A 25,254-nucleotide genomic window follows, 5' to 3' on the forward strand; every position below is an offset into this window, starting at 1 on the left:
AAACGTTACGGATAGAGATTGCTGCGCAGTGCCTTAATCGAGCGGCTGTTTAATACAGTCGCTCAAGGCACAAACTCCACGCGCAGCCCTCTCGTCGCGCTTCGCCCCTGATCATCACTGACGCGCAACTGATACACCCCGGACTTGCCCGGCCGCCAATTCAGCGCGGTCTGCGGCGGGCCTTGGCCGATGAGGGTCTGGTCGGCAAACCAATAGAGGTTCACTGCATCACTGGCCGCATTGGCGCTCAGGGAGAGGCTGTCCTGTGGCTGGGAAAGCCGCAGCTGATAGCTGACCTGGGTGAGTGGCGAGCGGATTTGCGGCGCTTCGCTCTGATCGCCGCTGGGGTTGGGTTGGCAGTTCTTGACCACGTTGGGTGGTGTGCGCCGGGGCAGGCCGGCGGCGCGGTACAGGCGTTGCACGTCGCTGGGCCAGAACTCGAAGACTTCTTCGCGGGTGTATTGCGGGTCGAATGGCGCGCAGGCGGCTTTGCCGGTGCGGGTGTCGATCAGCACCGGGCGATGCAGGTTGGACACGCGGATCGGCGAGACGCCGGGGACGTACCAGGTTTTGCGCGTCAATGGGCACCAGCGGTTGGGCAACTCGCCGGAAGCTGCGCAGATGTCGATGCGCTTGAGGCCCGCGGGCGGTTTGTCGACGCGATCCGCCACCGTGGGCAAGGCCAGCGGCAGGGCGTCGGCGATGCGAAAGAACAGTGGCGCTGCAGTTTTGGCGCCGATAAACGCCGGGTTGGGGCGGCCGTCGAAGTTGCCGACCCACACCACCAACACGTAGGGCCCGACGATGCCGGCGCTCCAGGCATCGTGAAAACCCCACGAGGTGCCGGTTTTCCACGCGGTGCGCCAATGCCGGCCACGGCTGTCGGCGGGCAGGCCATCGGGGCGCGGGTTACGCCGCAGCATGTCGCGGACCATGAACGCAGCTTGCGGCGTCAGCAAGGCATCGCCGCTGCTTTGCGGTTGTTCGCGCAGATAACGCAGGGGCCGCAAATGCCCATCGCCGGCCAGCATCAGGTACAGCCGCGCCAACTCCTCGGGCGTCATCTCGCCGCCGCCCAAGGCCAGGGCCAGACCGTAATGGCTTTCGCCGCGCATCCCCTTGATCCCGGCCTGCTGCAAAAAACCGTACAACGATGGGGATTTGACCTGGCTGGCCAGCCACACCGCCGGAATATTACGGCTGCGGATCAAGGCATCGCGGGCGGTCAACGGACCGATATAACTGCCGTCGAAATTTTCCGGCTGGAAGTAGCCGAAGCTGCTCGGCATGTCCTTGAGGATGCTCATCGGGTGGATCAGCCCCTGGTCCAACGCCAGCCCGTAAAGAAACGGCTTGAGGGTCGAACCCGGCGAGCGTCGCGCCAGAATGCCGTTGACCTGCCCGTGCAGGGCTGTGGATAAGTAGTCCGCCGAGCCGACCAGGGCCTTGACGCTCTGGTCGCGGCTGTCGATCAGGATCGCCGTGGCGTTTTCGACACCGGTGCTTTTGCGCTCGGCAATAAACCCGCCGATCAGCCGCTCCAGCAGTTGCTGCAACGGCACATTCAACGTGCTGTTGAGTTCATTGCCGGTCTGGGCCGCCAGTAATTGCTCGCTCAAATGCGGCGCCAGAAACGGAATCTGTTGGCGGTTGCGTGCTTCCAGCGGCAGCTCCAGCAAACTGCTGTTGCGTGGGTCATCGGGATAAGTGTCGCGCCACTGCGCCATCAAGCGCAGCCGCGCGTTCTGCAACGACGGCCCGAAACTGGCGCGGCGTCCCGGTTGCTGGGGAATCACCGCCAGCGCCAAGGCTTCGGACAACGACAACTGCGCCGCCGGTTTGCCGAAGTAAATCCGGCTCGCCGCTTCGGCGCCTTCGATGTTGCCGCCCATGGGCGCCAGATTGAGGTAGGCCTCAAGAATCTCGTGCTTGCTGTAGCGCGCCTCCAGCCACAGGGCCAAGGCCATTTGTTGCAGCTTGCCGGGGATCTGTCGGGTGTTTAGGTCCCACAGGCGCCGCGCCAGTTGCATGCTCAGCGTCGAACCGCCCTGACGCTGGCCACCGCTGTACGTGGCGCTGGCCGCGCGCAGCAGGGCGGGCGGATTGATCCCCGGATGCCAGAAGAAATTGCGGTCTTCCTTGAGCAGCAGTGCTTCAACCAACGTCGGCGAGAGGCGCTCCAGTGGCAGCCAAAGCCGATATTGGCCATCGGCGGCCAGGGTCATGCGCAGCAGCGAGCCATCGTCCGCCAACACCTGGCGTGACGATGACGTCGTTTCGCTCAGCGGCGCATGGGGCCACAGCCTCAGCCCCAGCAACGTCGCCCCCACCGCCAATCCACCGGCTAGCAGGAATTTCAATCGTCGCCCCGGTGTTCTCAAGGTTTGACGATTTCCAGCTGACCGACTTTGCCTCGGCCCTGCAGGGTGGTTTCGTACATGCCTTCAGCGTAGGCCGGTGGCGTCTTGAAGGTCCCGGCGTTGGTGGCGCGTACCCGGTAGACGAACGTGCCGACATCGCGCCGCGCCGTACCGTAGAACACCACGCGATCATCACGCACATCGATGTAGCTCGGCGACCAGTCGCTCAACGCGCTTTCACCGACCGGAGGTTGCCAGGCCTCGGCTTCTTCGCTGTCGTCGCTGTATTGCGACTCATCGTCCTCCTCGCTGGCGGCTTTCGGTTCCGGTGGCAGGCGATACACCGGCTCGACCCCGCCCGGCAGCAAATCGACCACAGCCACTTGCTGCACCTGGTCGCGATCGGTCGCGCGCAACCGCAAGCGCACCAGGAACTCATCGCCGACACTCACCTGGCTGACCGCTTTGCCGTCCAGGTCGAGGTATTCGTGGATGATCTCCAGGCCATTGCTGATCGGCTTGAGGGTGCCGCGATCGAAACCAGCCTCACTGAACATGTAGAACGCCGCCGGGCCGTCGGTTTTTTCCAGCAGCAGTTTCTTCGTGCCGACCGGTACGGGCGCGCGGGGCGGTTGACCGGCCATTTCCAACAGTTGTTGCTGCTTGTCGCCCAACCAGGCCGAGGCCTTGAGGGTCATGTCGGTTTGCGCACGCTGGCCGTAGTTGTCCAAGCCACGCAACAACAGCGCGGCGGACAGCGAGTTGTAGCGCTGCTCGTTGAGGCGTTTGCCGAGTTTATCCAGCAGGGCCACCGGCACATCGTCCAGCAACTCGGGGAAATGGCGGCTGAGCAAATGCAGGTGCTCGGCGTCATGCACCAGCGGGTCGTAATACAGACCGTCGCTGTCCCAGGCATCGGCGACGGAGCGCCATGGGATCTTGCGGAACAGCGCGTCGGCCTGGCGATCCTGCTTGAGCAATTTGTAGCTGGCGGCGAGGTAAGCGGCGCCCAGGTCGTTGGTCCATGAGGCTTTGAAGTAGGTTTCGTAACGCTCGCGGATATCGCTCACGGCGCCGCTGACCAGAATCCCCTGACGGCTCAGCAAGTAGCTGGCGTAGGCGCGGTTGCGCAGTTCGGCCAAACCTTCGCTCGGGCCGTTGGCCAGGTCGGTGAGGTAGGCATTGGCGCGCACCAGCAGATCTTCCGGCACGGCCAGGCCACGTTCCTTGGCTTCGATCAGGAAGTCAGTGGCGTACAGGCTGGCGTAAGGCGCGACGTCCGGGTTGGCCGCCCACAGACCAAAACCACCGGCCTGATTCTGCCGCTGACGCAGCATCCGTACCGCGCCGGTAAAGGCTTGTTCGGCCTCGGGTGCGGTGCCACCCCAGATCAACGCCGGCATGGCCTTGGACACCCATTGCTCGGTGCAGGCGTACCCGTAGTCATCCAGGTAATGCTTGAGGCCAATGGCCCAGACCAGCGGCGAGGCGGCGACACCTACTTGCACATTGCGCAACTGCCCGAACAGATCGCGGGTCGGCTTCAGCTCTTTGCTGGCGCTGTCGAAACGGCCGAGGTTCAGGGCCACACGGTGTTCGGTCAACGGGCGGATCGACGTGGTTTCGGCGACCTGGATCCGTTTGCCGTCCGGCAGCACCGCGATAAAGCGCAGGTCCGCCGAGCCGAGGTTTTCCAGGACCTTGATGCGGAACTGCGCCACGCCTTCCTTGCGCGGTTGCAGCTCCAGGGTGTTGTCCTGAGCGCCTTCGACTTTCAGGCCGCTGCTGGTTTGCAGCTCGAATTTCACCTTGGCGGCCGTGTCGAGGTTGCTGAACACCCCGGCGCTGACGCTGAACACATCGCCCGGCGCGACAAACGCCGGCACGTTCGGCGTGATCACCAGCGGCCCGCGCACTTCGGTGGCGGCCTCGCTGACACCGACGCTGTCGGCATCCACGGCCACGGTGAACAGATGCAATTTGCCGTTGAAGCTGTCCGGTACCTGGTAATGCAGCACGGTTTCCCCGGCCGGCAAGTCGATCAGCCCCGACCACCAGGCCACCGGTGGCTGGTGTTTGCGCTTGAACGGGTTGAGGTGCGAGGCCAGGGCGTTTTCGGTATCGCCGCCCGGTGCCGCGCCGCTGAGCAAGCGGCTGAATTCCGGCAGGATCAGGTCAAGGATCTGGCTGGTGTTGACCTCCAGCGCGCGTTTCTGGAAGAAGAAGGCCAGCGGGTCCGGCGCCTTGTAGCGCGCGACTTGCAGGATGCCTTCGTCCACCGCGTAAACCACGGCACGGGAAGGTCGGTCCGCCGTGACCTTGATATCCAGCACTTGCCCCGGCTCGATTTTCGCCGGGCCTTCGACCTTCAGCGCCATGCGCCGTGCATCGAGGTTGATGCCGAACGGCACCACGCCGTAGGACAACGGGCTCATGTAGACCTCGGACGAACCGATGTCCCGCACGAATTGCACGTTGATGTAGGCGTTGCCTTCAATCCCGGCCGGCACCCGGATGTGTTGAACGCTGTTGGTGCTGTCGGCCTTGAACCATTGCTGGGTGTAGACCTTGTCGCGTTCGATGGTGATCAGCCCGGCGCCGGTGTAAGGCGCGCGAATGCTGATCGCAATTTCGTCGCCGGTGGCGTAGCTGCGCTTGTCCAGGCGCAGTTGCAGTTCGGCGTTGCGCTCCAGGGAGCGCGACGTGTTGGCACGCCCGGCGACGCTGTAGTCGATGGCGTTGATGACGTTGCCGCTCGGGTCCTTCAATTGCAGGGTGTAATCGCCCGGGGTGGCGGTGTTCAGCGTCTGCTTGGCGCCGGCCTTGCCCAGGGTCAGGGGCGTGGCAGGCTGGCTGATGTTCTTGATCCGCGACTCGTATTTGAACGTGCCGTTGGCTTGTTTGACCAGGACCGAAACGTAGCGGTGTTCCACCAGCTCGGTGCTCAGGCCATCCACCGCCCGTGGCGTGAGGTCCGGCGCGATGGCCAGCCATTGCACCTGGCGTGGGGCGTCCTTGGCGACATAGCTGAGGGCATCCGGGCTGGTCACGCCCACCAGATACGGCGCGGAAGACACCAGCAGGCTGCTTTGGGCCGCAACGTTGCGGCCACCTTCGGCCTCATAGACCTGGGTCATGACTTGCAGGCGATAGGTGCTGTTGGCGAAGCGTTGCAGGTCGAGGTCGAGCACCGCTTGACCGTTGTCGTCGGCCTCGGCTTCCGCCAGGTCTTCGGAACTGGCTTCTTCCAGGGCATCGCGCAGGTGGAAGCGATAATCCGGGTAACGATCAAACGCCGCCGCCGTCGGGTTCAGGGACATTTTTGCCGTAATACGCCGACCCGTGGCCGGGGCGCCGAACAGGTGCAGGGCGGTGACCTTGGCCACCACTTGCTCGGGCGGGATCCAGCCGACAACAGGCGTGTCGTGCAGGGTCAGGTTGACCTTCATGCGGTCCGGCTCGAAATCGCGGACCTTGAAACTGACGCTGCCCAGGTCGGTTCGCGACTGCTTCTCGCCGATCAATTGCAGGGTCGCGGTGTAGTCCCCGGCGGGCGCCACTTCGCTGCTGGGGAAATCAAAGCTTTCAAAGCCCGAAGCCGACAGTTTGAGCGGCTGGCGAATGACTTCCATGCCCCGTGGGTCGAGGATTTTCAGTTCCACCGGCAGGCCTTGCAAACCACCTTTCCAGTTGCCACTACGGACGATCATGCCCAAGTGCGCCGTTTCGCCGGGACGATAGAGGCCACGATCGGTAAACAGGTAAGCGCTCAGGCGCTCGGTGGCGCCGTCTTCTTCCAGGCCGCCGATGTCGAAGCGCGACAGGTCCAGTAGCTGGGACTGGCGGGCAATCGGCAGGAAGGATTGGTCGTTGCCACGGGTCACCACGTACATCAACGGGGTTTTCTCACGGCGCAACTCATCGAGCTTGGCGAAGTGCACGTGGCCTTCGGCGTCGGTTTTGCCGCTGCTCACGGGCAAACCGTTGCGGCCGATGATGTCGACCTGAGCTTCGCTCACCGGCGAGCCGTTGCCGATGGATTGCACGTAGACATCGTGGCTGCCGTCGCTGGAACGTTTGGCGATGATCCCCAGGTCCGTGACCACAATGAAGCGCAAGTCGCTGGTGGTGCTCTCGGAGTAGCGGTCGAAGGTGCGCTCGGCCTGATCATCCTGGGAGCTCAACTTGAGCACGAAAATCCCGCGACGCCCGCCATTGGCGTTGAGGTAGCGGCTGAGGTCGACGTTGTCGTAGACGGTTTTCGACGGGTCGGCGGCGTTCAGCGGGATGTCCAGGGACATGCGCTCGACCATCCGGTCGAAATAGTCATTGCTGAAATTGGGCCGGGCGAAGCTGCCGCTGCTCTGGTCCACCAGGTGTTGCAACTGGTTGGGCAGCAAACGGGCGATTTCCACATGGGCGCCGGGCACGCCACGGGACATGAAGCCCAGGCGTTTCTCGCCGGTGAGGCTCAGCAGCGCGCCGTCGGACAGGAAGCGCAAACTGCGCGGGTAGGCCGGCATGCTGACCAGCGACACCGTCGGATTCTTCGCCAGGTAACCGCCGATGGCTTCGAGGTTGGCCGGGACGCGGATGTACAACGCACGCCCCGCCGGCGCCTTGAACTTGAAGGCGTGCTGGGTGTTGAGCGGTTCGATGCTCGGTACGTGGGTCAGCGCGACCTTGGTGCTGCGGGCCAGCAGCTTTTCGTCGATGTCTTGGCCGTACCAGGGCGTTTGATCGTCGGCGGGTTTTTCCGGCAGCAGCCAGGCTTGCACCTTGCCGGCCAGCATTTCATCGGCCACGGCGCTGGAACTGCTGAACATCAGCACCGGTTCCGGCTCGCCGCGTTCGTTGTCGACAAACTGCACGTCGGCGTTGCCGAAGGTCAGGCGATAGCGGCCGGGTACGGTGACTTCAGCGCTCAGCGGAGCAGGGCTGGCATTGCCGCCGTCCCGGGCCTTGATGCCTTCATCGAGCTTGATCGTCACCGCCACGCTTTCCAGCGGAGTGGCGAGGGCGGCGGAGCGGACGTAGACGTTGAGCTTGTGTTCGTCGAAGGTGATTTCAGGCTTGTTCGGTGCCTGGGCGTCGCGGTAGGCCAGGCCTTTGCCAAGGGTGACGGTCACGCGTTTGCGCACGCTGTCTTCGTCCACCGGATGGGTGAAGCCAAAGGTTGCGGCTTGCTGCTTCAGCGTCGGGTTGACCGGGTCTTGATACAGCTCGTTCTGGACCAGGCGCACACGGAAGGCGTCGGTGGTTATCTTGCTGGCGTACTGGTTCAGCAGCACGCCGCCGGCCAGCAGGCCTTTCTTGGCGAGGTCGAGGCTGTATTCGGCCTTGATCGGCCAATCCTGTTCCGGCGTGAACACCAGATTGCGATCATCCTCCCAACGCCAGACGCCTTTGACGGCGGGTTTAAGGGTGATGCCCTTGGTGACCGGTTTACCGATGTCCTGCAACGGCGCCACGGATTCAGTGAAGCGCACTCGCACGTTGTTGACGGTGGGCGGCGTGACGGCGTAGTTCGTCAGGCTCGGCGATTGCACCGAGTAGGTCACGGTGTGCGGTTGCGGCAGGTGGGAATACCAGTGCCAGCCATACACACCGGCCGCCACCAGCAGCGCAACACCCAGCACCGCCGCCGCAATCTGCTTTGGATAAGGCCGGGCCTTGTGCCCCAACGCAACCAGGCGTTTGCCGAGGGCAGCCAACCAGGACGGCGGCTGCCATTGGCCGAAGACCGCTTTAAGCAGCCAGCCCATGAGGCTGAAAAGCGCACCCATCACGCTTAAAAAAACACCGAAAAAACGGCGGCAGGTTTTTTTGAACGTGTCGAACATGGTGCGCATCCTTGGCAAAGTGCGGCATATCCTACACGCGAACCTGAAAAGTGTTACGGGGCTTTTAGATCAAGGCTCTCAAGTCCACCAGTAGCGCACCAGGTGAAAGAAGATCGGCGCCGCGAAACACACTGAATCCAGCCGATCCAGCATCCCGCCGTGGCCTTCGATCATGTGCCCCCAATCCTTTACGCCGCGATCGCGCTTGATCGCCGACATCACAATGCCGCCGGCAAAGCCCAGCAGGTTGATCAGCAGGGCAATCAGGAACGACTGCCACGGGTTGAACGGCGTGGTCCACCACAACGCCGCGCCAATCAGCGAGGACAGCAGCACGCCGCCGACAAAGCCTTCGACGGTTTTCGACGGCGACAGATTGGGCGCGATCTTGTGTTTGCCGAACAGCTTGCCGCACACGTACTGCAACACGTCCGACAGCTGCACCACGATCACCAGGTAAGCGATCAGCAGCAGGTTGCGGCCTTCATAACCGGCGATGTCCAGGGTCAGCAGGGCGGGCACGAACGACACGCAGAACACCGCGATCATCAAGCCCCACTGCACTTTCGACGCCCGTTCGAGGAAGTGCGTGCTGTCGCCGCCCAGGGAGGCGAGGATCGGCAGCAGCAAAAACACATAAACCGGGATAAAGATCGAAAACAGCCCGTACCAATCGAAATAGATCAGCAGGTATTGCAGCGGCAACGCCAGGTAAAACGCGGCCACCAGCGCCGGGTAATCGCTGCGCCGGGTCGGCGTGAGGGTGAGGAATTCGCGCAGGGCGTAGAACGACACCGCGTAGAACAGCAGGATCACCGCGCCGGTGCCCAGCCAGAAGGCAAGGCCGATCACCACCACCATCACCCACCACGCATTGATGCGGGCGTTGAGGTTATCCACCACCGGATTCGGTGTGCCACGGGTGCGCAACTTGAGGATCAGGCCGATCAGCGACGCCAGCACCAGAATCAGGCCGATCCCGCCGAACAGCATCAGGGTTTGTCTATCCATGTCAGGAATGCTCCGGGGCGAGGGCCAACAGCGCGTCGCGGCTGCGTGTCAGGAACTGCTCTTTGCTCTCGTCTTCTTCCAATTGCAGGGGCGTGCCGAAACTGGTGGTACACAGCAGCGGCAACGGCAGTACCCGGCCCTTGGGCATGACGCGGTTGAGGTTGGCGATCCACACCGGGATCACCTGGGCCTGTGGGTAACTTTTGGCCAGGTGATACAGGCCGCTTTTGAACGGCAGCAGCCCGTCTTCCGGGTTGCGCGTGCCTTCGGGGAAGATGATCAATGAATAACCCGTTGCCAGGGCGTCGAGCATCGGCTGCAAAGGGTTATCCACAGGGTCCTTGCGCTCGCGGTCGATCAGCACGCCGTTGAACACCCGGTTGATGATGTAGCGGCGTACCGCGCTTTTGTTCCAGTAGTCGCTGCCGGCCACCGGGCGCGTGAGTTTGCGCAGGGCGGGCGGCAGCGAGGCCCAGAGCAGCACGAAGTCGCCGTGGCTGCTGTGGTTGGCGAAATAAATCCGCTGCACCGGTTCCGGCGCGCAGCCCATCCACAGGCTGCGGGCGCCGGTGACGGTGCGGGCCATGGAGGTGATGAGGGTGGCGACCACAGGTTCGAACATAAAAGATTTCCTTATCCGGCGAAGGACAGCCAAGGGCTGGCCAGGATCAGCGCCAATGTCGGCAGCACCTGCATGGCCAGTAGGACAGCTTGTTTGCGCAGCAGGTTCAGCGCCCCGCGCTGACGTTCGGCCCAGGGCCGCCCGGCACGGTTGGCCGGTTGCAGGCCGAGGCTGTGCAGGGCTTGATCGAGATCGACCGTGCGGTGCGGCACGGCGTCAGCGTCCTGGGCGACCGCATCAAACAAGTCAGCATCGAAAGCGACACGTAGCGCCCAGTATTTTTGCACCAGACCCACGACGATCAGCCAGACGCTAAGGAGCAGGCCCAGTGCCACCGGGGTGACCAGCAGCAGTTGCAGCAGACCGAACACCACCCCGAGCAACGTCAGCCCTGTGGATAACTGATCGAGGGCGCGGCCGCGGCGTAACAGACTGGCGACCACCTGCAGCTCCATATCAACCGGCATAGGCGTTCTCCAGCGCTTGGCGATGGGCCGGGTGTAGCACCACGTGCGGGCGTGCGGCTCGAATCATCGCCATGGCCCCATCGACGGTGGTGGCTCGCCCGCTGTGCAGCAACCACGCCGCCACCGCCGTGGCGCTGCGCGAATAACCCAACGCGCAGCAGACCAGCAACGGACCTTGCTGGCGCAGGCGTTCAATGGCCTGGGCGGCGGCGAGGCATTGTTCTGCGTTGGGTGCCGTCAGGTCGAGGACCGGAATGCTGTGATAAGCGCGGCCGCCGGGGTCGAGCGGCAACTCGGCACACAGATCAACCACCGCTTTGAACGGCCTCAGCTGCGCGGCACTCGGCAGCCGGCCCAGCCAAACGTTATCCACAACCTCATCCGGCTGTGGATGCTTGCGTGTCCACAGTCGTGAGTTGATCCACGCCGCCGCCACGTATGGCGCAAACAACCAACGGGCGGCGGGGCTCAAGCGGCCGTCGGCGCGTTTCTGAAACCCGGCGGCGTCGAGCACCGCGTAGTTGAGCGCCACCAGCAGCAACGCCACGGCCGGCCAAATCAACCACAACCCTCCGCCGCCCAGGCCAAAGGCCGGAATGGCCAACACGGCGGCACCGAGGCCATAACGCAACGCCAGGCTCCAGCGCTTCGGATCCTTGGCCAACCGCAAGCTGCTCAACGGACTCGGCCGATCCAGCGGCCACAACCACACGCACAGCCAACCGGCGAGGGCACCTGTGGGTAAGTCGATAAAGTGATGTTGATAAGTGGTCAGCACCGAAATCCCGATCAGTGCGAACCAGCCATGCACCAGCCAACGCCACACGCCTTGCGAGTGCCGTTGGTACATCACCCACAGAATCACCAGCAGCGCGATGTGCAGCGACGGCGCCTGATTGAACGGTTTGTCGAACCCGGCCAGTACCGCGAACAGCCAGCCGAACACCCCGTCCAGTTCCGGCCGTTCAAAGGTGTAGCGCAGCGGCCACAACAGGAAGCAACTGACCGAAATCACCTGGGCGCTGAGCAAACGCAGGGCATGGCGTTTGAGTTCATGCCGGCTGTTGGGCAGCAGCAGCGAAAAGCCGTACAGCAGATCAATCGTCCAGTAGGGCACGATGGTCCACGCCCAGAAGGGCATGGCGCTTTCCCACTCGAAAACGAAGGTGCCGACGTCGCTGCGTTGGGTGGTGAACCACGTGGCAAAGCCGTAGCTGGCGAAAAACAGCGGCGCCAGCAACAGCAACCAAAGCACCGCCGGTTTCAGCAGCCCTGGCTCTCTTGCGCTTGAGGCGTCCGGCATCATTGCACCCGTTGCGCGAGGGACACGGTGAAGATCCCCCATTCATCCACACGCTGGGTGATCTTGCGGAAACCCGCGGCTTCCACCAGTTGATCCATTTCCGCCTGGCTGCGCCGACGCATTACCCACGCCTGGCCTTGACGGTGACTGGTGAGGGCGCGGGCGATCAGTTCCAGTTGCGGGTGCCACGGTTGGCCGGTGTAGACCAGATAACCACCGGGCTCCACCGCTTCGGCCAGGCCCGCGAGCGAACCGCCGACCATCGTGTTGTCGGCAAACAATTCATACAGCCCGGACACCACCGCCAAGGTTGGCTTGGGCTCCAGCGCAGCCAGGTCGGCGCGATCAAACGCGTCGCCCTTCACAAATTGCGCGATGTCGCCCAGGCCTTTATCGCGGATCAGCGCGCCACCGTCGCGTACGTTGATGTCGCTGTAGTCGCGCAGCAGGATCGATTCCGGCAACGGGCTGACGCCCTGCAAGGCTTCGAGAATGTAGCGGCCATGACCGGCGGCGATGTCGACGATACGCACCGGGCGACCTTCGTCGCGCAGTCTGGCCATGGTCAGGCGCAGCAGTTCTTCGACGTTGAGTTTGCGCTGGCGAATGCCGCGCCAGCCGATCGAGTTCAGGTAGTTCTGGTCAATCATCCGCCCGAGCCCGCCCTTGCCGGTGGGCTGGTTGCGGTACACGTAGTCCAGGGTGCTGCCGGAGTCGAAACCGGTGTCGAAGCCGAGCTTCACGCCATCGGACAGTTTGCTGCCCAAACGCATGCTGGCGCGGGTCATGCGCCAGTACAGGTCACGCAACGAGTTATGCGGCAGCGGGGCGGCGAGGGATTCGGATTCGGCGCAGGTCAGGCCGATTTTGTCGGCATCGAGCAGCGAGGCGCGGTCCAGCGGGTAGTCGAAGTTTTGCAGGATAAAACGCTTGGCGCTGGCCACGGCCACGGCGCGATCACGTTCGCCGAGGGTGTCGTGGAAGAAACCGGGGAGGATGTGTTTCTCTTTTTTCAGGCTGCCCAGGCGTTCGAAAAACTGTTCCTGGGGTTTGCGGTGCACCACGAAGTCCGAGCCGGAGATCAGCAACTGGGTCGGCACCTGGATCGCCTGGGCATCGGCCACCACGCGGTCGGCGGCTTCGTACAGGCCGAGCAACACGTTCACCGAAATCGCCTTGGTGATCAGCGGGTCGCTGTCGTAGGAGGCCACGCGCTCCGGGTCGTGGCTGAGGAACTTGGCCTTGACGTAGCTGTTGACGAAAAAGTTGCCGCGAAACTTGCGCATCAGCCCTAGGCCCGACCGGGCGAACGGCACGTAGAGCTTGACCTTGAACGCGGGCGAGGCGAGCACCAACGAGCGGATGCGCGGCGCGTAGTCGTGGACCCAGGTCGAGACGATCACGGCGCCGACGCTTTGGGCGATCACCGCCATGTTCTCTGCGTCGATCTGGTGGGCGGCGCTCAGGTGGTCGCAGAAGGTCTGCACATCGCGCACGCTGGTGGCGAAACTCGGGCTGTCGCCGCGCGCACCGGGCGATTGGCCATGGCCACGGGCATCCCAGGCAAAGAAGTCGAAGCCCGGCAGGTCCAGTTCATCCACCAGGTGGGCAATGCGCCCGGAGTGTTCATGGCCGCGGTGGAACAGCAGCACGGCTTTGCGCGGCTCGCCCGGATTGGCTGCAGTGGCCGGCCAGTGGCGGTAGAACAGCTCGACGCCGTCGTGGGTGGTGAAGGTCTGCTGCTGGGGTTCACGCATTGCATCTTCCTTATGCTCAGAGGGCTTACGCCGAGGGGACGTTTTCCTGCACTTCTTTGAGGCCCTGACGGACCCGGTTGACCAAGGTGTATGCCAGCAGGACGGCGACCACCCCAAACACCACGTTAATCCACAACGGGTTGATCCAGCCAATGGCGATGCCGGTGGCCACGACACCGAGGACAAACGCGCGATCGCTTTTGCCCATCGGCCCGTCATAGCGCCGCGAAGCGCCGACCATCGGGCCAAGCACGCCACTGTACTCGCTGAACAATGCCAGCAGCGTGACCAACAGCACAACCAGCAGATTCACGCCGGGAATCAGCGCAAACGGCAGGATCAGCGCGCAGTCGGCGACGATATCGCACAGTTCATTGAGATAGGCACCCAGGCGCGACTGCTGGCCGAACTCACGGGCGAGCATACCGTCGATGGCGTTCAGCGCCATGCGCAGGATCATCCACACCGGAATCAGCACAAACACCCACGGGTGCTGGGCGAAACAGGCAATCGCCACGCCCACCACCACCGAAATGACGGCGGCCAGCACGGTGATCTGGTTGGCGGTGGTGCCGTTATCGAACAAGCGTTGCACCAGCGGGCGCAACAGATTCTGGAAGGCAGGTTTGAGCTGGTAAATGGAAGGCATCGTGAGACGGTCTCAATAATTGAAAGCGCGAACGTTCAGGGTTATACGTCACACTAATCAGAATGCCAGCAAAACCCGTCTTCCCGCGAATCCTGGGCCAATCGAGATCACTTGGCCTGGGGTATTTCAGTGCTCAGGAGTTCATCGATGGACCGCTTCCAGGAAATGCAGGTCTTCGCCGCCGTCGCCCAGGACCAGGGCTTTTCGGCGGCGGCACGGCGTTTGGGCATGTCGGCGGCCAGCGTCACCCGGGCGGTGGCGGCGCTGGAGCAACGCATCGGTACGCAGTTGCTGACGCGCACCACCCGCAGCGTGCATTTGAGCGAGGCGGGCCAGCGGTATCTGGAAGACTGTCGCCGAATCCTCGCCGAAGTGCAGGAAGCCGAGGATTCGGCGGCGGGCAGCCACGCGCAACCCCGTGGGCAACTGACGGTGACGGCGCCGGTGTTGTTCGGCGAGTTGTTTGTCACGCCGGTGATGGTGAGTTATCTCAACCGGTTTCCTGACGTCACGATCAACGGGTTGCTGCTGGATCGCATCGTCAACATGGTCGAGGAGGGCATCGATGTGGCCGTGCGCATTGGCGAGCTGCCGGACAGCAGCCAGCACGCGATTCGGGTGGGCGAAGTGCGGCGGGTGATTTGCGGCTCGCCGGCCTATCTGGAAACCCATGGCCGGCCGCGTCATCCCCAGGATTTGAACGGCGTGCCGGTGGTCGCGACGTCGGCCATCGGGCAACTCAGGACCTGGCCTTTTCTCGATGACGGGCAGCCGCTGGGCGTGCGTGCGGAATCGCGGCTGGTGGTGTCGTCCAACCAGGCGGCGATCAACGCCGCGAGCCTGGGCCTGGGCCTGACCAGAGTCTTGTCCTATCAAGTGGCAAGCAAAGTCGCGAACGGTGAACTGGAAATCGTCCTGGCGGACTTCGAACTGCCGCCGTTGCCCATTCATGTCGTGTATCAGGGCGGGCGCAAGGCCCCGGCGCGGATTCGCAGTTTTGTGGATTTTGCAGTGAAGGCCCTGCGTGAACACCCGGCCCTAGGCTAAGACGCAGTGGGATTGTGTGGCGAGGGAGCTTGCTCCCGCTGGGTCGCGCAGCGGCCCCAACGCTTGGCGACTGCTTCGCAGCCGAACGGGAGCAAGCTCCCTCGCCACACAAGCTTTGCTCCTACAGGGGAAAGCGCGCTGGTTTATTGCGCCGGCTGAAACAATTGATTGCGTTTGCTGGTGATTCTGTTGTTTTGGCGATGGGTAGATGATGCGTGCCATCGGTGCTGATCATCCCTGAACGGCGCCATCACCCAGCGGAGCCGCTCATGCACGCCATCAAACTCTACAACTTCCCCCGCTCCGGCCATGCTCACCGTGCCGAGTTGATGCTGTCGCTGCTGCAACTGCCGACCGAGCTGATCCTCGTCGATCTGGCCAAAGGCGAGCATAAACAGCCGAAGTTCCTGGCGATCAACCCGTTTGGCCAAGTACCGGTGCTGGATGATCAAGGCGTGATACTGGCCGACTCCAACGCCATTCTGGTTTACCTGGCGCAGAAGTATGGCCATGGCCGCTGGCTGCCGACGGACCCGGTGGGTGCTGCAAAGGTCCAGCGCTGGTTATCGGTAGCGGCCGGGCAGATTGCCTTCGGCCCGGCCAGGGCTCGGCTGATCACCGTGTTTGGCGCGTCTTACAACGCTGAAGAAGTGATTGCCCGTTCCCACGACCTGCTCAAAGTGATGGATCAGGAATTGGCCCATTCCGAGTACCTGGTGGGCAACGAACCGACCATCGCCGACGTCGCGGCCTACAGCTACATCGCCCATGCCCCGGAAGGCAACGTGTCCCTGGCGGATTACGCCAACGTGCGTGCCTGGCTGGCGCGGATCGAAGCCTTGCCCGGGTTTGTCGGCATGCCGCGCACCGCCGTCGGCCTGCAACAAAGCGCCTGACCTACTTGAGTGGTACACGCTGTGCCTTGGGCGCAGGGGAGAGGCTGTGATGGAACATTCACCGTGGCACGCCGGCGAGAAACAATTGCAGGAGCACGTGGGCGTCGCCGAGCGCATGGAAACCCTGGGTCGCCGGGTGATTCGCAGCGAAATGCCGGACCAGCATCGCCAGTTCTATCAGCAACTGCCGTTCATGTTGTTCGGCGCGGTGGATGCCGACGGTCGTCCTTGGGCGAGCATCCTCGAAGGGTTGCCGGGTTTCGCGCATTCTCCTGCCCCTGGCGAGTTGCAGTTCGAGCGTTTGCCGGCGGCCGATGACCCGGCGCAATTGCAGGACGGCGCCGCCATTGGTCTGCTCGGCATCGAACTGCACACCCGGCGGCGTAATCGGCTCAATGGTCGGGTTGGCGGGATGACTGCGAGCGGTTTCGGTGTCTCGGTGGATCAGTCTTTCGGCAATTGCCCGCAATACATCCAATTGCGGCAGTTTCGTACGGTGCCGCTGGCGGATCCATCGACCCGCATCGCCCAGCACCTCGACGCGCTGGATGACGCGGCCAGAACCATGATCACCCAGGCCGATACCTTGTTTGTCGCCAGTTACGTGGACGTCGAGGGCCGGCGCTCGGTGGACGTGTCCCATCGTGGCGGCCAACCGGGTTTTGTCCGTGTCGAAGGCAATCGCCTGACCATCCCGGACTTTGCCGGCAACTTGTTTTTCAACACCTTGGGTAATTTGCTGATCAATCCACGGGCTGGTTTGCTGTTCATCGATTTCAATTCGGGCGAGGTGCTGCAGCTCAGCGGTCGTACCGAAGTCATCCTCGACGGCCCGCAGATTGAGGCCTTCCAGGGCGCCGAGCGGTTGTGGACGCTGGACGTCGAACACGTTGTGCGGCGCCCGGCGGCGTTGGCCCTGCGCTGGCGTTTCGACGGAATGTCGCCCAACAGTTTGATGACCGGCACCTGGGAACTGGCCGCCGCTCGCCTGCAAGCCCAAGCCCTGGGTGACGCCTGGCGGCCACTGCGGGTGACGCGCATCGAAGCGGAAAGCCAGAACATCCGCTCGATCTATCTGGAGCCTGCCGATGGCGCCGGATTGCCAGTGTTCCAGGCCGGGCAGCATTTGCCGCTGCGCTTCAAGATCGGCGACGAGGTGCATATCCGCACCTACAGCCTGTCGAGTGCGCCGTCCGACGACTTTTTCCGTATCAGTGTGAAGCGCGACGGTCTGGTGTCTTCGCACCTGCATGAACAGATCCGTGTCGGCGATGTGCTGGAAGCCCGGGCGCCTCAAGGGCATTTCACCGTGGCGCCCCATGAGCGTCGGCCGCTGGTGTTGTTGGCGGCCGGGGTCGGCATCACACCGTTGCTGTCGATGCTGCGCGAGGTGGTTTATCAGGGCTGGCGCACGCGGCGGATTCGGCCGACCTGGTTCTTCCAGAGTTCGCGGACCCTGGCCGACCAACCGTTCCGTGCAGAGCTGGACCGTTTGCTGGAAGGCGCTGGCGATACTGTGCGCGTGCTGCGCCTGCTCAGCCAACCGGAAACCGAGGCGCGGGAGGGCGAGGACTTCGACCTGACCGGGCGCATCGACACGGCGTTGCTGCACGGCATGCTTGAGGTCGAAGATTTCGATGAAGTGGATTTTGTCCTGTGCGGGCCGGGGGCATTCACTCAAGGGGTATACGACGGCCTGCGGGCACTGGATATTCGCGATTCGAGAATTCACGCCGAGACGTTCGGCCCTTCGACATTGCGTCGCCAGCCGGACCCGGATGCCATCGTCATCGAACAACCGCCGGCGGCCACCACCTCGGTGCCGGTGGTGTTCCAGCGTTCGGCCAAAGAGGCCCGCTGGCAACCGGACGGCGGCAGTTTGCTGGAATTGGCGGAGAGCCGTGGCTTGCGTCCGGAATTCAGTTGTCGCGGCGGCTCGTGCGGGACCTGCAAGACCCGGTTGATCAGCGGCCAGGTGAATTATCCACAGCCTCCCGCCGAGGTGCCGGATGAGGGGCAGGTGCTGATTTGTTGTGCGATTCCGGCCCAGAGTTCGCAGCCACTGGTGTTGGACTTATAACCCCGCTGATCCCTGTAGGAGCAGAGCTTGCTCGCGAAAGCGGTGTATCAGTCGACAACACGGGTGAATCTGGCGCCGCCATCGCGAGCAAGCTTGGGTCCTACAGGTTGTGACGGGGTCAGGCGTAGGACAGGGATTTCTCTTCCAGCAGCTCCTGATACAGCGCCGTCCACTTACGCCCCATGTCTTCGGCGGTAAACAACTGCCGATACCGCGCCTCCGCCTTCATCCCCATCTGCGCCGCGCGCACCGGGTTGTCCCACAAGGTTCGCATCGCCTCGCGGAACGCCAGTGGATTGCTCGGAGGCACCACCAGCCCGGTTTCGTTGTGGATGTTGATGTAGCTGGTGCCGGTGCCAATCTCGCTGGAGATCATCGGTTTGCCGTACATTGCCCCTTCCAGCAGCGAAATGCCGAACGCCTCGGAGCGCAGGTGCGACGGGAACACGATGGCGTAGCTCAGTTGCAGCAGCGCCACTTTGTCTTCATCGCCCAGGCGCCCGAGGAAATGGATATTGCGCAGGCCCAAGGCCTTGGCCTGGGCATGCAGTTCCAATTCCTTCGGGCCGGCACCGACGATCACCACCGGGTAATCCAGGTCTTTCATAGCGTCGAGCAGGATGTGCAAACCTTTGTAGTAGCGCATCACCCCCACGAACAGGAAAAACTTATCCCCAAGTTTTTGCCGCCAACCGGCCATGCGTTCGGCGTCAGGTTGTGGATAACCGGCCTTGTTCAAGCCATAGGGAATGACGCGGGTCTTGTCCTGGAACTGCTGCAACACATCACTGGTGTGCAGGTAGTTGGGCGAGGCCGCCACGATGCGGTCGGCGCTGGCGAGAAAGCGGTTCATCAAGGGCCGGTAGAGTTTGAGCAATGTCTTCTGGCGGATGATGTCGGAGTGGTAAGTCACGACGCTGGGTTTGCGCATCCCGCTGACAAAGTGCACCACATCCATGAACGGCCAGGGGAAGTGATAGTTGACCACGTCGGCCTCGGCCGCCAGCTCGCGAAACTGTTTGAAGACGCTCAGGGAGAAACCTGTGGACGCAAACTGAAGATCGAGTTTGGCTCGATGGACCTCATGTTGTCCGACTTGTACCACGGGCGGTGTCGGGTCGCTGCTCAGTGACAGCACTTGTCCCTCTATACCTTGCTGGGCACAGCTTTCGCACAGTTGGAAGATCACTTGTTCGATCCCGCCGACGGTGTCGGGCAGGGACGTTTTGTAAAAATGAAGAACTCGCATTTAACCTCCCAAAGCCTGGCGGTAGGCGCGGGCTGTGATCTTCGCGCAACGCTCCCAGGAAAAAAGCTTCGCTTGTTGCAGTCCCGCTTCTCGGCATACCTGCCAATGCGTTTTATCGTCGATCAGTCGGCTCATGGCATCGCGCAAGCCTTGTGGGTCGTCGGGTTGAATATAGTTGCCCGCAGCGCCGGCAACCTCCGGCATGGCCGAATGCCGCACCACAATCACCGGCGTGCCGCTGGCCATGGCCTCCAGCACGGGGAGGCCGAAGCCTTCGTAGATCGACGGGAAAATCAGCGCCCGCGCCCCGGCCAGCAGTTGCGCCACGTGCTCGTCGGGCAGATAACCGAGCAAACACACGTGACCGGCGGCCAATGCCTGTCGCAGCTCGTCGTTGAAGTGCTCGCGCTGCCAACCGGCCATGCCGACGATCAACAGCGGGTATTGCTGGCGCTGCGCTTGCGGCAGCAGGGCATGGGCGCGCAGGGCCAGGGTCAGGTTTTTACGCGGTTCCAGGGTGCCGACGCACAGGAAGTATTCTCGCGCCTCGACGCCATGCGCCTTGAGCACCGTGTCGATGTCGGCGGCGTCGCGCGGATGAAAACGCGCCGCGACGCCCAGCGGCGCGACGATAAAACGCTCGGCCGGCAGGGCGAAATAATCCTGGGCTTCGTCGGCAATGAACTGCGAGTCAGTCAGGATCAGCCGCGCCTGTTGCACCCCTTCAGCCAGTCGCCGCTCGATTTCGCGCAGGCGTGCCGGCGGCTGCGTCTCGGGGTAATGCAGGTGCGTCAGGTCATGCAGGGTCATGATCGTCGGGCCGTCGAACGACAGCGGCCACAGACTGGGTTCGTGATAGAGGTCAATCGACGGCGGCCGGCCTTGATCGAAGCGTTTCTGCGCCAGCCAGCGTCGCGCCTGGTAAGCCCCGGGAATTTGTCGCAGCAACGGCGTCAGGCGCGAGTAGCCGGGCATGGTCGCGTCGGGCAGCGTCGAACTCCAGCCCCAGCCGTGGAACAGCGCCAGCTCGACGTCGGGTTCGGCGGCGAGGGCGCCCACCAGTTCGGCGACATAGTGGCCGATGCCGGTGCGCGGGGCCTGGAGGATCCGGGCGTTAAGGGCAATTTGCATGTTGCCTCTCTGGCTCGGCCGGTATTGCTTCAAGATTGCGCAGGGTCCGTTCGACCAGTTGCGCACTGGCTTCACGCCAGCCAATCCAGCGCCAGTCGGCGACGGGGCGGGCGGCCGGGAATTGGCCGCTGCTTTCGAAACGGACGACCAGATCGGCCAGGCTTTGCGGCGCGGCCAGGTCGAAGTAGGCCATGAACTCGCCACCGATTTCACGGAACACCGGAATGTCGCTGCCCATGGCCGGCAAACCGCGCTGCATGGCTTCCACCAGGGGCAGGCCGAAGCCTTCGACCCAGGACGCAAAGACCAGCGAACGGGCGTGGGAATAGGCGTATTCGAGGCTGGTGTCGCTCAGGTCGTTGAACATGAACAACCGTTTGTTCAACTGCGGATGGTTGCGTACCCGGGCGAGCAGGGCGTCGCACTTCCAGCCGATGCGCCCGGCAATGCAAAACCGGGCTTTGGAGCCCGCCGCCCAGGCGAGTTCAAAGGCGTCCAGCAGGTAGTCGTGGTTCTTGCGCGGTTCGATGGTGCTGACCATCAGGAACACCGGCTCCGGGGTGTCGAACATGCGCATCAGGCGCGGCTCGACGGCGGCATTGGCTTCGCGCAGGTCGAGTTCGGAGCCGAGGTGGAAATAGTCGAACCACAGAGCGTCGGCTTTCGCTGGGCCGACTCGTCGCTGCAATTCCGCGCGCACTTGATCACGCACCGTGGCGGAGATCGCCATATAGCCGTCGGCGGTCTTGCTGATCCAGTCGAACCACTCGCTGAAAACCTCCACCAGCCGTGTGTCGTAGAACTGCGGGTGCGTCAGCGGGATCAAGTCGTAGATCACCGACACGATGCCCACGCCGTCGCGTTTGAGCTGTTCGGCAAACGGAAAGAAATCGGTGTGCCAGGAGGAATCGAGCAACACCAGTTGGTCACCGGGCTGATGCTGTAACGGCGCGCAACGCTTGGGCAGTTGATATTGGTTGACCCGGTCGACCAGCCGCAACGGCACGCTGAAACAGGCCAGCGCCGTCAGACGATAAGCCACGTACAGCAGGCGTCGGGCGAATCGTGAGGTGCAACGCTGATCGAGGCGCTGGTGCAGTTGCCAGAAACGATGGGCCAGGCGTTCCAGGCGTCCGGCAAACGTCATCAGCTCATCGAAAAACGGGATGTTCAAAGCCCCCAGTTTCAGCACCCGATAGAGCTTGCCCTTGAGCATCACCACAGGAATGCACTCGACACCGTCCACGCTGGGCGGCAGTTGATTGACGACGTTGCGCACCACCCGCTGAATGCCCGAGTTGACCTTGGGGTGCTGGAAGACGTGGGTGCATTCAACCAATAGACGGGTCATGGCAAACGTTCCGTGACAGTCGAGCCGGTGCGGGCAATGGTGGTTTTCGCCGCCAGCCACGAGCAGCCGACGAAGTCTTCATGCCGGTTGTTGATCACGTGGAACACCAGTCCGTAATCGCGCCATTCGTAGTTGCGGTCCAGGTGCGAGTCCAGCCGCGACAGGCTCAGGGACACCGAATAGTTGCCCTTGCCCAGGCCCATGACGAAGGCAAAGCGGTAGGTGAAGCGTTCGCCGGCGTGCAGGTCGGTCAGCGCCTTGTCCTGGCGATGGGTGTTGATGCCATACATCATCTGGCCCAGGCGATCCTTGAGGATGAAGCCCAGGACCAGGCGCTCGATGTCCTGGCGGACTTCGACCTGCACTTCCAGCACCACGGCTTGCCCGACTTCGGCGGCGTCGATGGAGCGATCGTTTTCGTCCAGCAGGCGCACGCTGAGGATCCCGGCTTCGCCGGTGCCGGACACGGTTTGCACTTCGCCACCGGCGAGCATTTCCTGGCGCACGACCTGGCCTTCGCGTTCGGCCATCAGGGCGTTGTAATAGTCCAGGACCGCTTCGGGTTTACCGTACATGGCCATGCGGCCGTCCTTGAGCAGGATTGCCGAATCGCAGATCGACTGGATCGCCGAGCGGTCGTGGGACACGATCAGCAACGTGGTGCCGGCCTTGCGGAAGCTGCGGATACGCTCGAAGCTCTTGTGCTGGAAGTAGGCATCGCCCACGGACAGCGCTTCGTCGACGATCAGGATGTCCGGGCGCCGCGCGGTGGCGACACTGAAAGCCAGGCGCATTTGCATGCCGCTGGAATAGGTGCGGACCGGGTGGTCGATGGCCTCGCCGATTTCGGCGAAATGCTCGATCTCGGGCATCAGCGCTTCAATCTCGGCGACCTGCATGCCCAGCAATTGCCCGGCCATGAACGCATTCTGGCGGCCGGTAAAGTCCGGGTGAAAACCCATGCCCAGTTCCAGCAGCGCCGCCACGCGACCTTCGGTTTCGATCTTGCCGCAGGTGGGTTGGGTGGTGCCGGTGATCATCTTCAGCAAGGTACTTTTGCCCGCACCGTTGGCCCCGACGATGCCCACCGCTTCACCGGGGGCAATCTCGAACTCGACGTCTTGCAGCACCCAGTGCTGCTGGTGGCGCAGCCGGGAAAACGGGATCAGCCACTCGGCCAGTCGGCTCCAGCGGTTCGGGTATTGCTTGTAGGCCTTGCCCAGGCCCGTGACGCGAATATGCCCCATCAGAGTTCATCCACCATTTCGCCGACCCGCTGGCGAAACAGCCGCAGCCCGATCAGACAGAACACCACGCCGGTGATGAAAATCGGCAGCAGTGAACTCCAGACCGGCCATTGCCCGTACAGGAACATGTTCTGGTAGCTGGCGATCAGGTTGGTCAGGGGGTTGAGTTGCAGCAGGCGCTGGACCCAGTCCGGCAGGATGCTCATCGGGTACACGATGGGCGTCAGCCAGAACCAGAATTGCAGGCAGATACCGAACAGTTGCCCGACATCGCGGAAGAACACATTCAACACGCCAAGCACCATCCCCAGTCCGGCGCAGAACATCATTTGCAACGCCATCAACGGTAACAGCGCCAGCATCGCCATGCCCGGCCAGCGCCCGGTGATCAGCAGGAAACCGAGGAACAGGCCCATGATGATCGCGAAGTTGATGCCGGCATTGATCAACACAATCACCGGCAGGCAGATCCGCGGGAAGCTGATTTTCTTCAACAGGTTGGCGTTTTCCAGAAACATGTTCTGGCTGCGCAGGGTGATTTCGGTAAACAGTCCCCAAGCCAGCAGGCCGGCACACAGGTAAACGCTGTAGGCCATGCCGTCATCCACCCCCGGCAGGCGCGCGCGCATGATGTGGGAAAACACCACGGTGTAGACGATGATCATCGACAGCGGGTTGAGCACGGGCCACAGGGCACCGAACAGCGAATTGCGATAACGCGCTTGAAACTCTCGCTGGACGCTGCCGAGGATGAAACCTCGATAACCCCACAGCGAGCGGTACAGGGAAAGCAGCATTTAAACCGTCCTGCCGTATTGGTCTTCGAAGCGGACGATGTCGTCCTCTCCCAGGTATTCGCCGCTTTGCACTTCGATGATCACCAGGTCGATCACCCCCGGGTTCTCCAGGCGATGCTTGTGGCCGGCGGCAATGAAAGTGGATTCGTTCTTGGCCACCAAGTGGGTGCCGGTGCCGTTGTTGGTGACCTTGGCCATGCCTTCGACCACCACCCAGTGTTCGTTGCGGTGATGGTGCATTTGCAGCGACAACTTGCCGCCGGGCTTGACGACGATGCGCTTGATCTTGAAGCGCGTACCTTCTTCGAGCACGGTGTAGGTGCCCCACGGCCGGCTGACCGTGCGGTGCAGGCGATAGGCTTCGTGCTTTTTGTCCTTGAGCTGCTTGGCCACCCGGCGCACATCCTGGGCGCGGTCGGCATGGGCCACCAGCACGGCGTCGGCGGTGTCGACGATGATCAGGTTATCCACACCCACGGCGGCGACCAGCCGGCCTTCGCTCTGGACGAAGTTGTTGTGGCTGTCGACAAACACCGCATCGCCGCTGGCGCGATTGTTCTGCGCATCCGGCGGTATCAGCGCGGCCAGCGCACTCCAGGAACCGATGTCGCTCCAGTCGAAACCGGCGGGCACCACGACGACGTTGTCCGAACGCTCCATCAAGGCGTAGTCGATGGAGATGTCGGTGATCTCGGCAAACAGCGTCGGCGACAATTCCTGTTGCAAGCAACCGCCGGTTTCCACCGGGGCGCTGACGGCCATGCAGGCGCGGGTCTGTTCGAGCAAATCGGGGGCGTGGACCTGCAACTCGGCCAGCAACGTGGCCACCGAGAAGCAGAACATCCCCGAGTTCCACAGGAAGTTGCCGCTTTCCAGGTAATGCGTCGCGGTTTGCAGGTCAGGTTTTTCGACGAAACGCTGGACCTTGGCCGCGCCTTTGTCGTCCAGCGGGGCGCCGGTTTCGATGTAGCCGAAGCCGGTTTCCGGCGCCGTCGGCACCACGCCGAAGGTCACCAGGTGACCGCTCTTGGCCAGCGTCACCGCATGCTCGACCGCACTCTGCAACGCGTTGACATTGATGATCAGGTGGTCGGCCGGCATCACCACCATGATCGCCTCGTCCCCGTGCAGTGCTTGCAGCGACAGCGCCGCCGCCGCGATGGCCGGGGCGGTGTTGCGGCCCGTCGGCTCCAGCAGGAAGTGCCCGCGATGACGCGCCAGTTGCGCGTCCTGATAGTGATCCTTGCTCTGGAAGTAGTACTCGCGGTTGGTCACCGTGACGATGTCGCCCCAACCATCGAGCAGGCCCGCCGCGCGCCGGTACGTCTTGCCCAGCAGCGACTGGCCGTCGGGCAGGGTCATGAACGGCTTCGGATGGCCTTCGCGGGACACCGGCCACAAACGGGTCCCGGCACCGCCGGAGAGGATCACAGGAATCAGCATG

17 protein-coding genes are annotated in these 25,254 nt (G+C 62.9%); 3 read left to right on the forward strand and 14 right to left on the reverse strand.

All coding sequences use genetic code 11. From position 1 onward, the window contains the following. Positions 1-62 precede the first annotated feature (62 nt). The 8 genes from pbpC to FQ192_RS15365 all read right to left on the reverse strand — a co-directional run bounded on the left by pbpC (position 63) and on the right by FQ192_RS15365 (position 14,012). Entirely contained in the window at positions 63-2,360 is a 2,298-nt protein-coding gene (pbpC, locus tag FQ192_RS15330; RefSeq protein WP_149659350.1) for a penicillin-binding protein 1C, read from the reverse strand. A 17-nt stretch (positions 2,361-2,377) separates the two neighbouring features. Further along, entirely contained in the window at positions 2,378-8,203 is a 5,826-nt protein-coding gene (locus FQ192_RS15335; RefSeq protein WP_149659351.1) for an alpha-2-macroglobulin, read from the reverse strand. A gap of 78 nt (positions 8,204-8,281) precedes the next feature. Further along, on the reverse strand, positions 8,282-9,214 hold the full coding sequence (locus FQ192_RS15340) for a phosphatidate cytidylyltransferase (RefSeq protein ID WP_149659352.1): 933 nt from the start codon (positions 9,212-9,214) through the stop codon (positions 8,282-8,284). 1 nt (position 9,215) lies between these two features. After that, positions 9,216-9,836 (reverse strand): 1-acyl-sn-glycerol-3-phosphate acyltransferase, encoded by a 621-nt coding sequence (locus tag FQ192_RS15345; RefSeq protein ID WP_149659353.1) that lies wholly within the window; start codon positions 9,834-9,836, stop codon positions 9,216-9,218. An 11-nt stretch (positions 9,837-9,847) separates the two neighbouring features. Next, on the reverse strand, positions 9,848-10,303 hold the full coding sequence (locus FQ192_RS15350; protein WP_149659354.1) for a hypothetical protein: 456 nt from the start codon (positions 10,301-10,303) through the stop codon (positions 9,848-9,850). Then, positions 10,293-11,606 carry a phosphatase PAP2/dual specificity phosphatase family protein gene (locus FQ192_RS15355; protein WP_149659355.1) on the reverse strand — a complete coding sequence of 438 codons (1,314 nt, stop codon included), beginning with the start codon at positions 11,604-11,606 and terminating at the stop codon, positions 10,293-10,295. Before FQ192_RS15355 ends, FQ192_RS15350 begins: the two co-directional genes overlap by 11 nt. Next, positions 11,606-13,363, reverse strand: coding sequence for a bifunctional alpha/beta hydrolase/class I SAM-dependent methyltransferase (locus tag FQ192_RS15360; RefSeq protein ID WP_149659356.1), 1,758 nt, complete (start codon positions 13,361-13,363; stop codon positions 11,606-11,608). Before FQ192_RS15360 ends, FQ192_RS15355 begins: the two co-directional genes overlap by 1 nt. Positions 13,364-13,388: 25 nt before the next feature. Then, positions 13,389-14,012 (reverse strand): CDP-alcohol phosphatidyltransferase family protein, encoded by a 624-nt coding sequence (locus FQ192_RS15365; RefSeq protein ID WP_149659357.1) that lies wholly within the window; start codon positions 14,010-14,012, stop codon positions 13,389-13,391. Between the two features lie 147 nt (positions 14,013-14,159). On the opposite strand from FQ192_RS15365, the gene FQ192_RS15370 reads away from it, so the two are divergent. The 3 genes from FQ192_RS15370 (at position 14,160) to FQ192_RS15380 (ending at position 18,035) form a co-directional block, all read left to right on the forward strand. Beyond that, positions 14,160-15,059, forward strand: coding sequence for a LysR family transcriptional regulator (locus FQ192_RS15370; RefSeq protein WP_149659358.1), 900 nt, complete (start codon positions 14,160-14,162; stop codon positions 15,057-15,059). A 269-nt stretch (positions 15,060-15,328) separates the two neighbouring features. Then, positions 15,329-15,955 carry a glutathione S-transferase family protein gene (locus FQ192_RS15375; RefSeq protein ID WP_149659359.1) on the forward strand — a complete coding sequence of 209 codons (627 nt, stop codon included), beginning with the start codon at positions 15,329-15,331 and terminating at the stop codon, positions 15,953-15,955. A gap of 49 nt (positions 15,956-16,004) precedes the next feature. Beyond that, positions 16,005-18,035 carry a pyridoxamine 5'-phosphate oxidase family protein gene (locus tag FQ192_RS15380; RefSeq protein WP_149659360.1) on the forward strand — a complete coding sequence of 677 codons (2,031 nt, stop codon included), beginning with the start codon at positions 16,005-16,007 and terminating at the stop codon, positions 18,033-18,035. 118 nt (positions 18,036-18,153) lie between these two features. On the opposite strand, the gene FQ192_RS15385 is transcribed toward FQ192_RS15380, so the two are convergent. The 6 genes from FQ192_RS15385 to FQ192_RS15410 are packed head-to-tail and all read right to left on the reverse strand — an operon-like array spanning position 18,154 to position 25,253. After that, positions 18,154-19,284: a glycosyltransferase family 4 protein gene (locus FQ192_RS15385; RefSeq protein WP_149659361.1), complete on the reverse strand. Its 1,131-nt coding sequence runs from the start codon at positions 19,282-19,284 to the stop codon at positions 18,154-18,156. After that, positions 19,285-20,415, reverse strand: coding sequence for a glycosyltransferase family 1 protein (locus tag FQ192_RS15390; RefSeq protein ID WP_149659362.1), 1,131 nt, complete (start codon positions 20,413-20,415; stop codon positions 19,285-19,287). Further along, positions 20,399-21,766 (reverse strand): glycosyltransferase family 1 protein, encoded by a 1,368-nt coding sequence (locus FQ192_RS15395; RefSeq protein ID WP_149659363.1) that lies wholly within the window; start codon positions 21,764-21,766, stop codon positions 20,399-20,401. The genes FQ192_RS15390 and FQ192_RS15395 overlap by 17 nt, the downstream gene beginning before the upstream one ends. Next, on the reverse strand, positions 21,763-23,013 hold the full coding sequence (locus tag FQ192_RS15400) for an ABC transporter ATP-binding protein (protein WP_149659364.1): 1,251 nt from the start codon (positions 23,011-23,013) through the stop codon (positions 21,763-21,765). Before FQ192_RS15400 ends, FQ192_RS15395 begins: the two co-directional genes overlap by 4 nt. After that, positions 23,013-23,810, reverse strand: coding sequence for an ABC transporter permease (locus FQ192_RS15405; protein ID WP_149659365.1), 798 nt, complete (start codon positions 23,808-23,810; stop codon positions 23,013-23,015). Before FQ192_RS15405 ends, FQ192_RS15400 begins: the two co-directional genes overlap by 1 nt. Beyond that, positions 23,811-25,253, reverse strand: coding sequence for a mannose-1-phosphate guanylyltransferase/mannose-6-phosphate isomerase (locus tag FQ192_RS15410; protein ID WP_149659366.1), 1,443 nt, complete (start codon positions 25,251-25,253; stop codon positions 23,811-23,813). Position 25,254 lies beyond the last annotated feature (1 nt).

It is taken from the genome of Pseudomonas sp. ANT_J12 (assembly GCF_008370045.1).
Lineage (GTDB): Bacteria > Pseudomonadota > Gammaproteobacteria > Pseudomonadales > Pseudomonadaceae > Aquipseudomonas.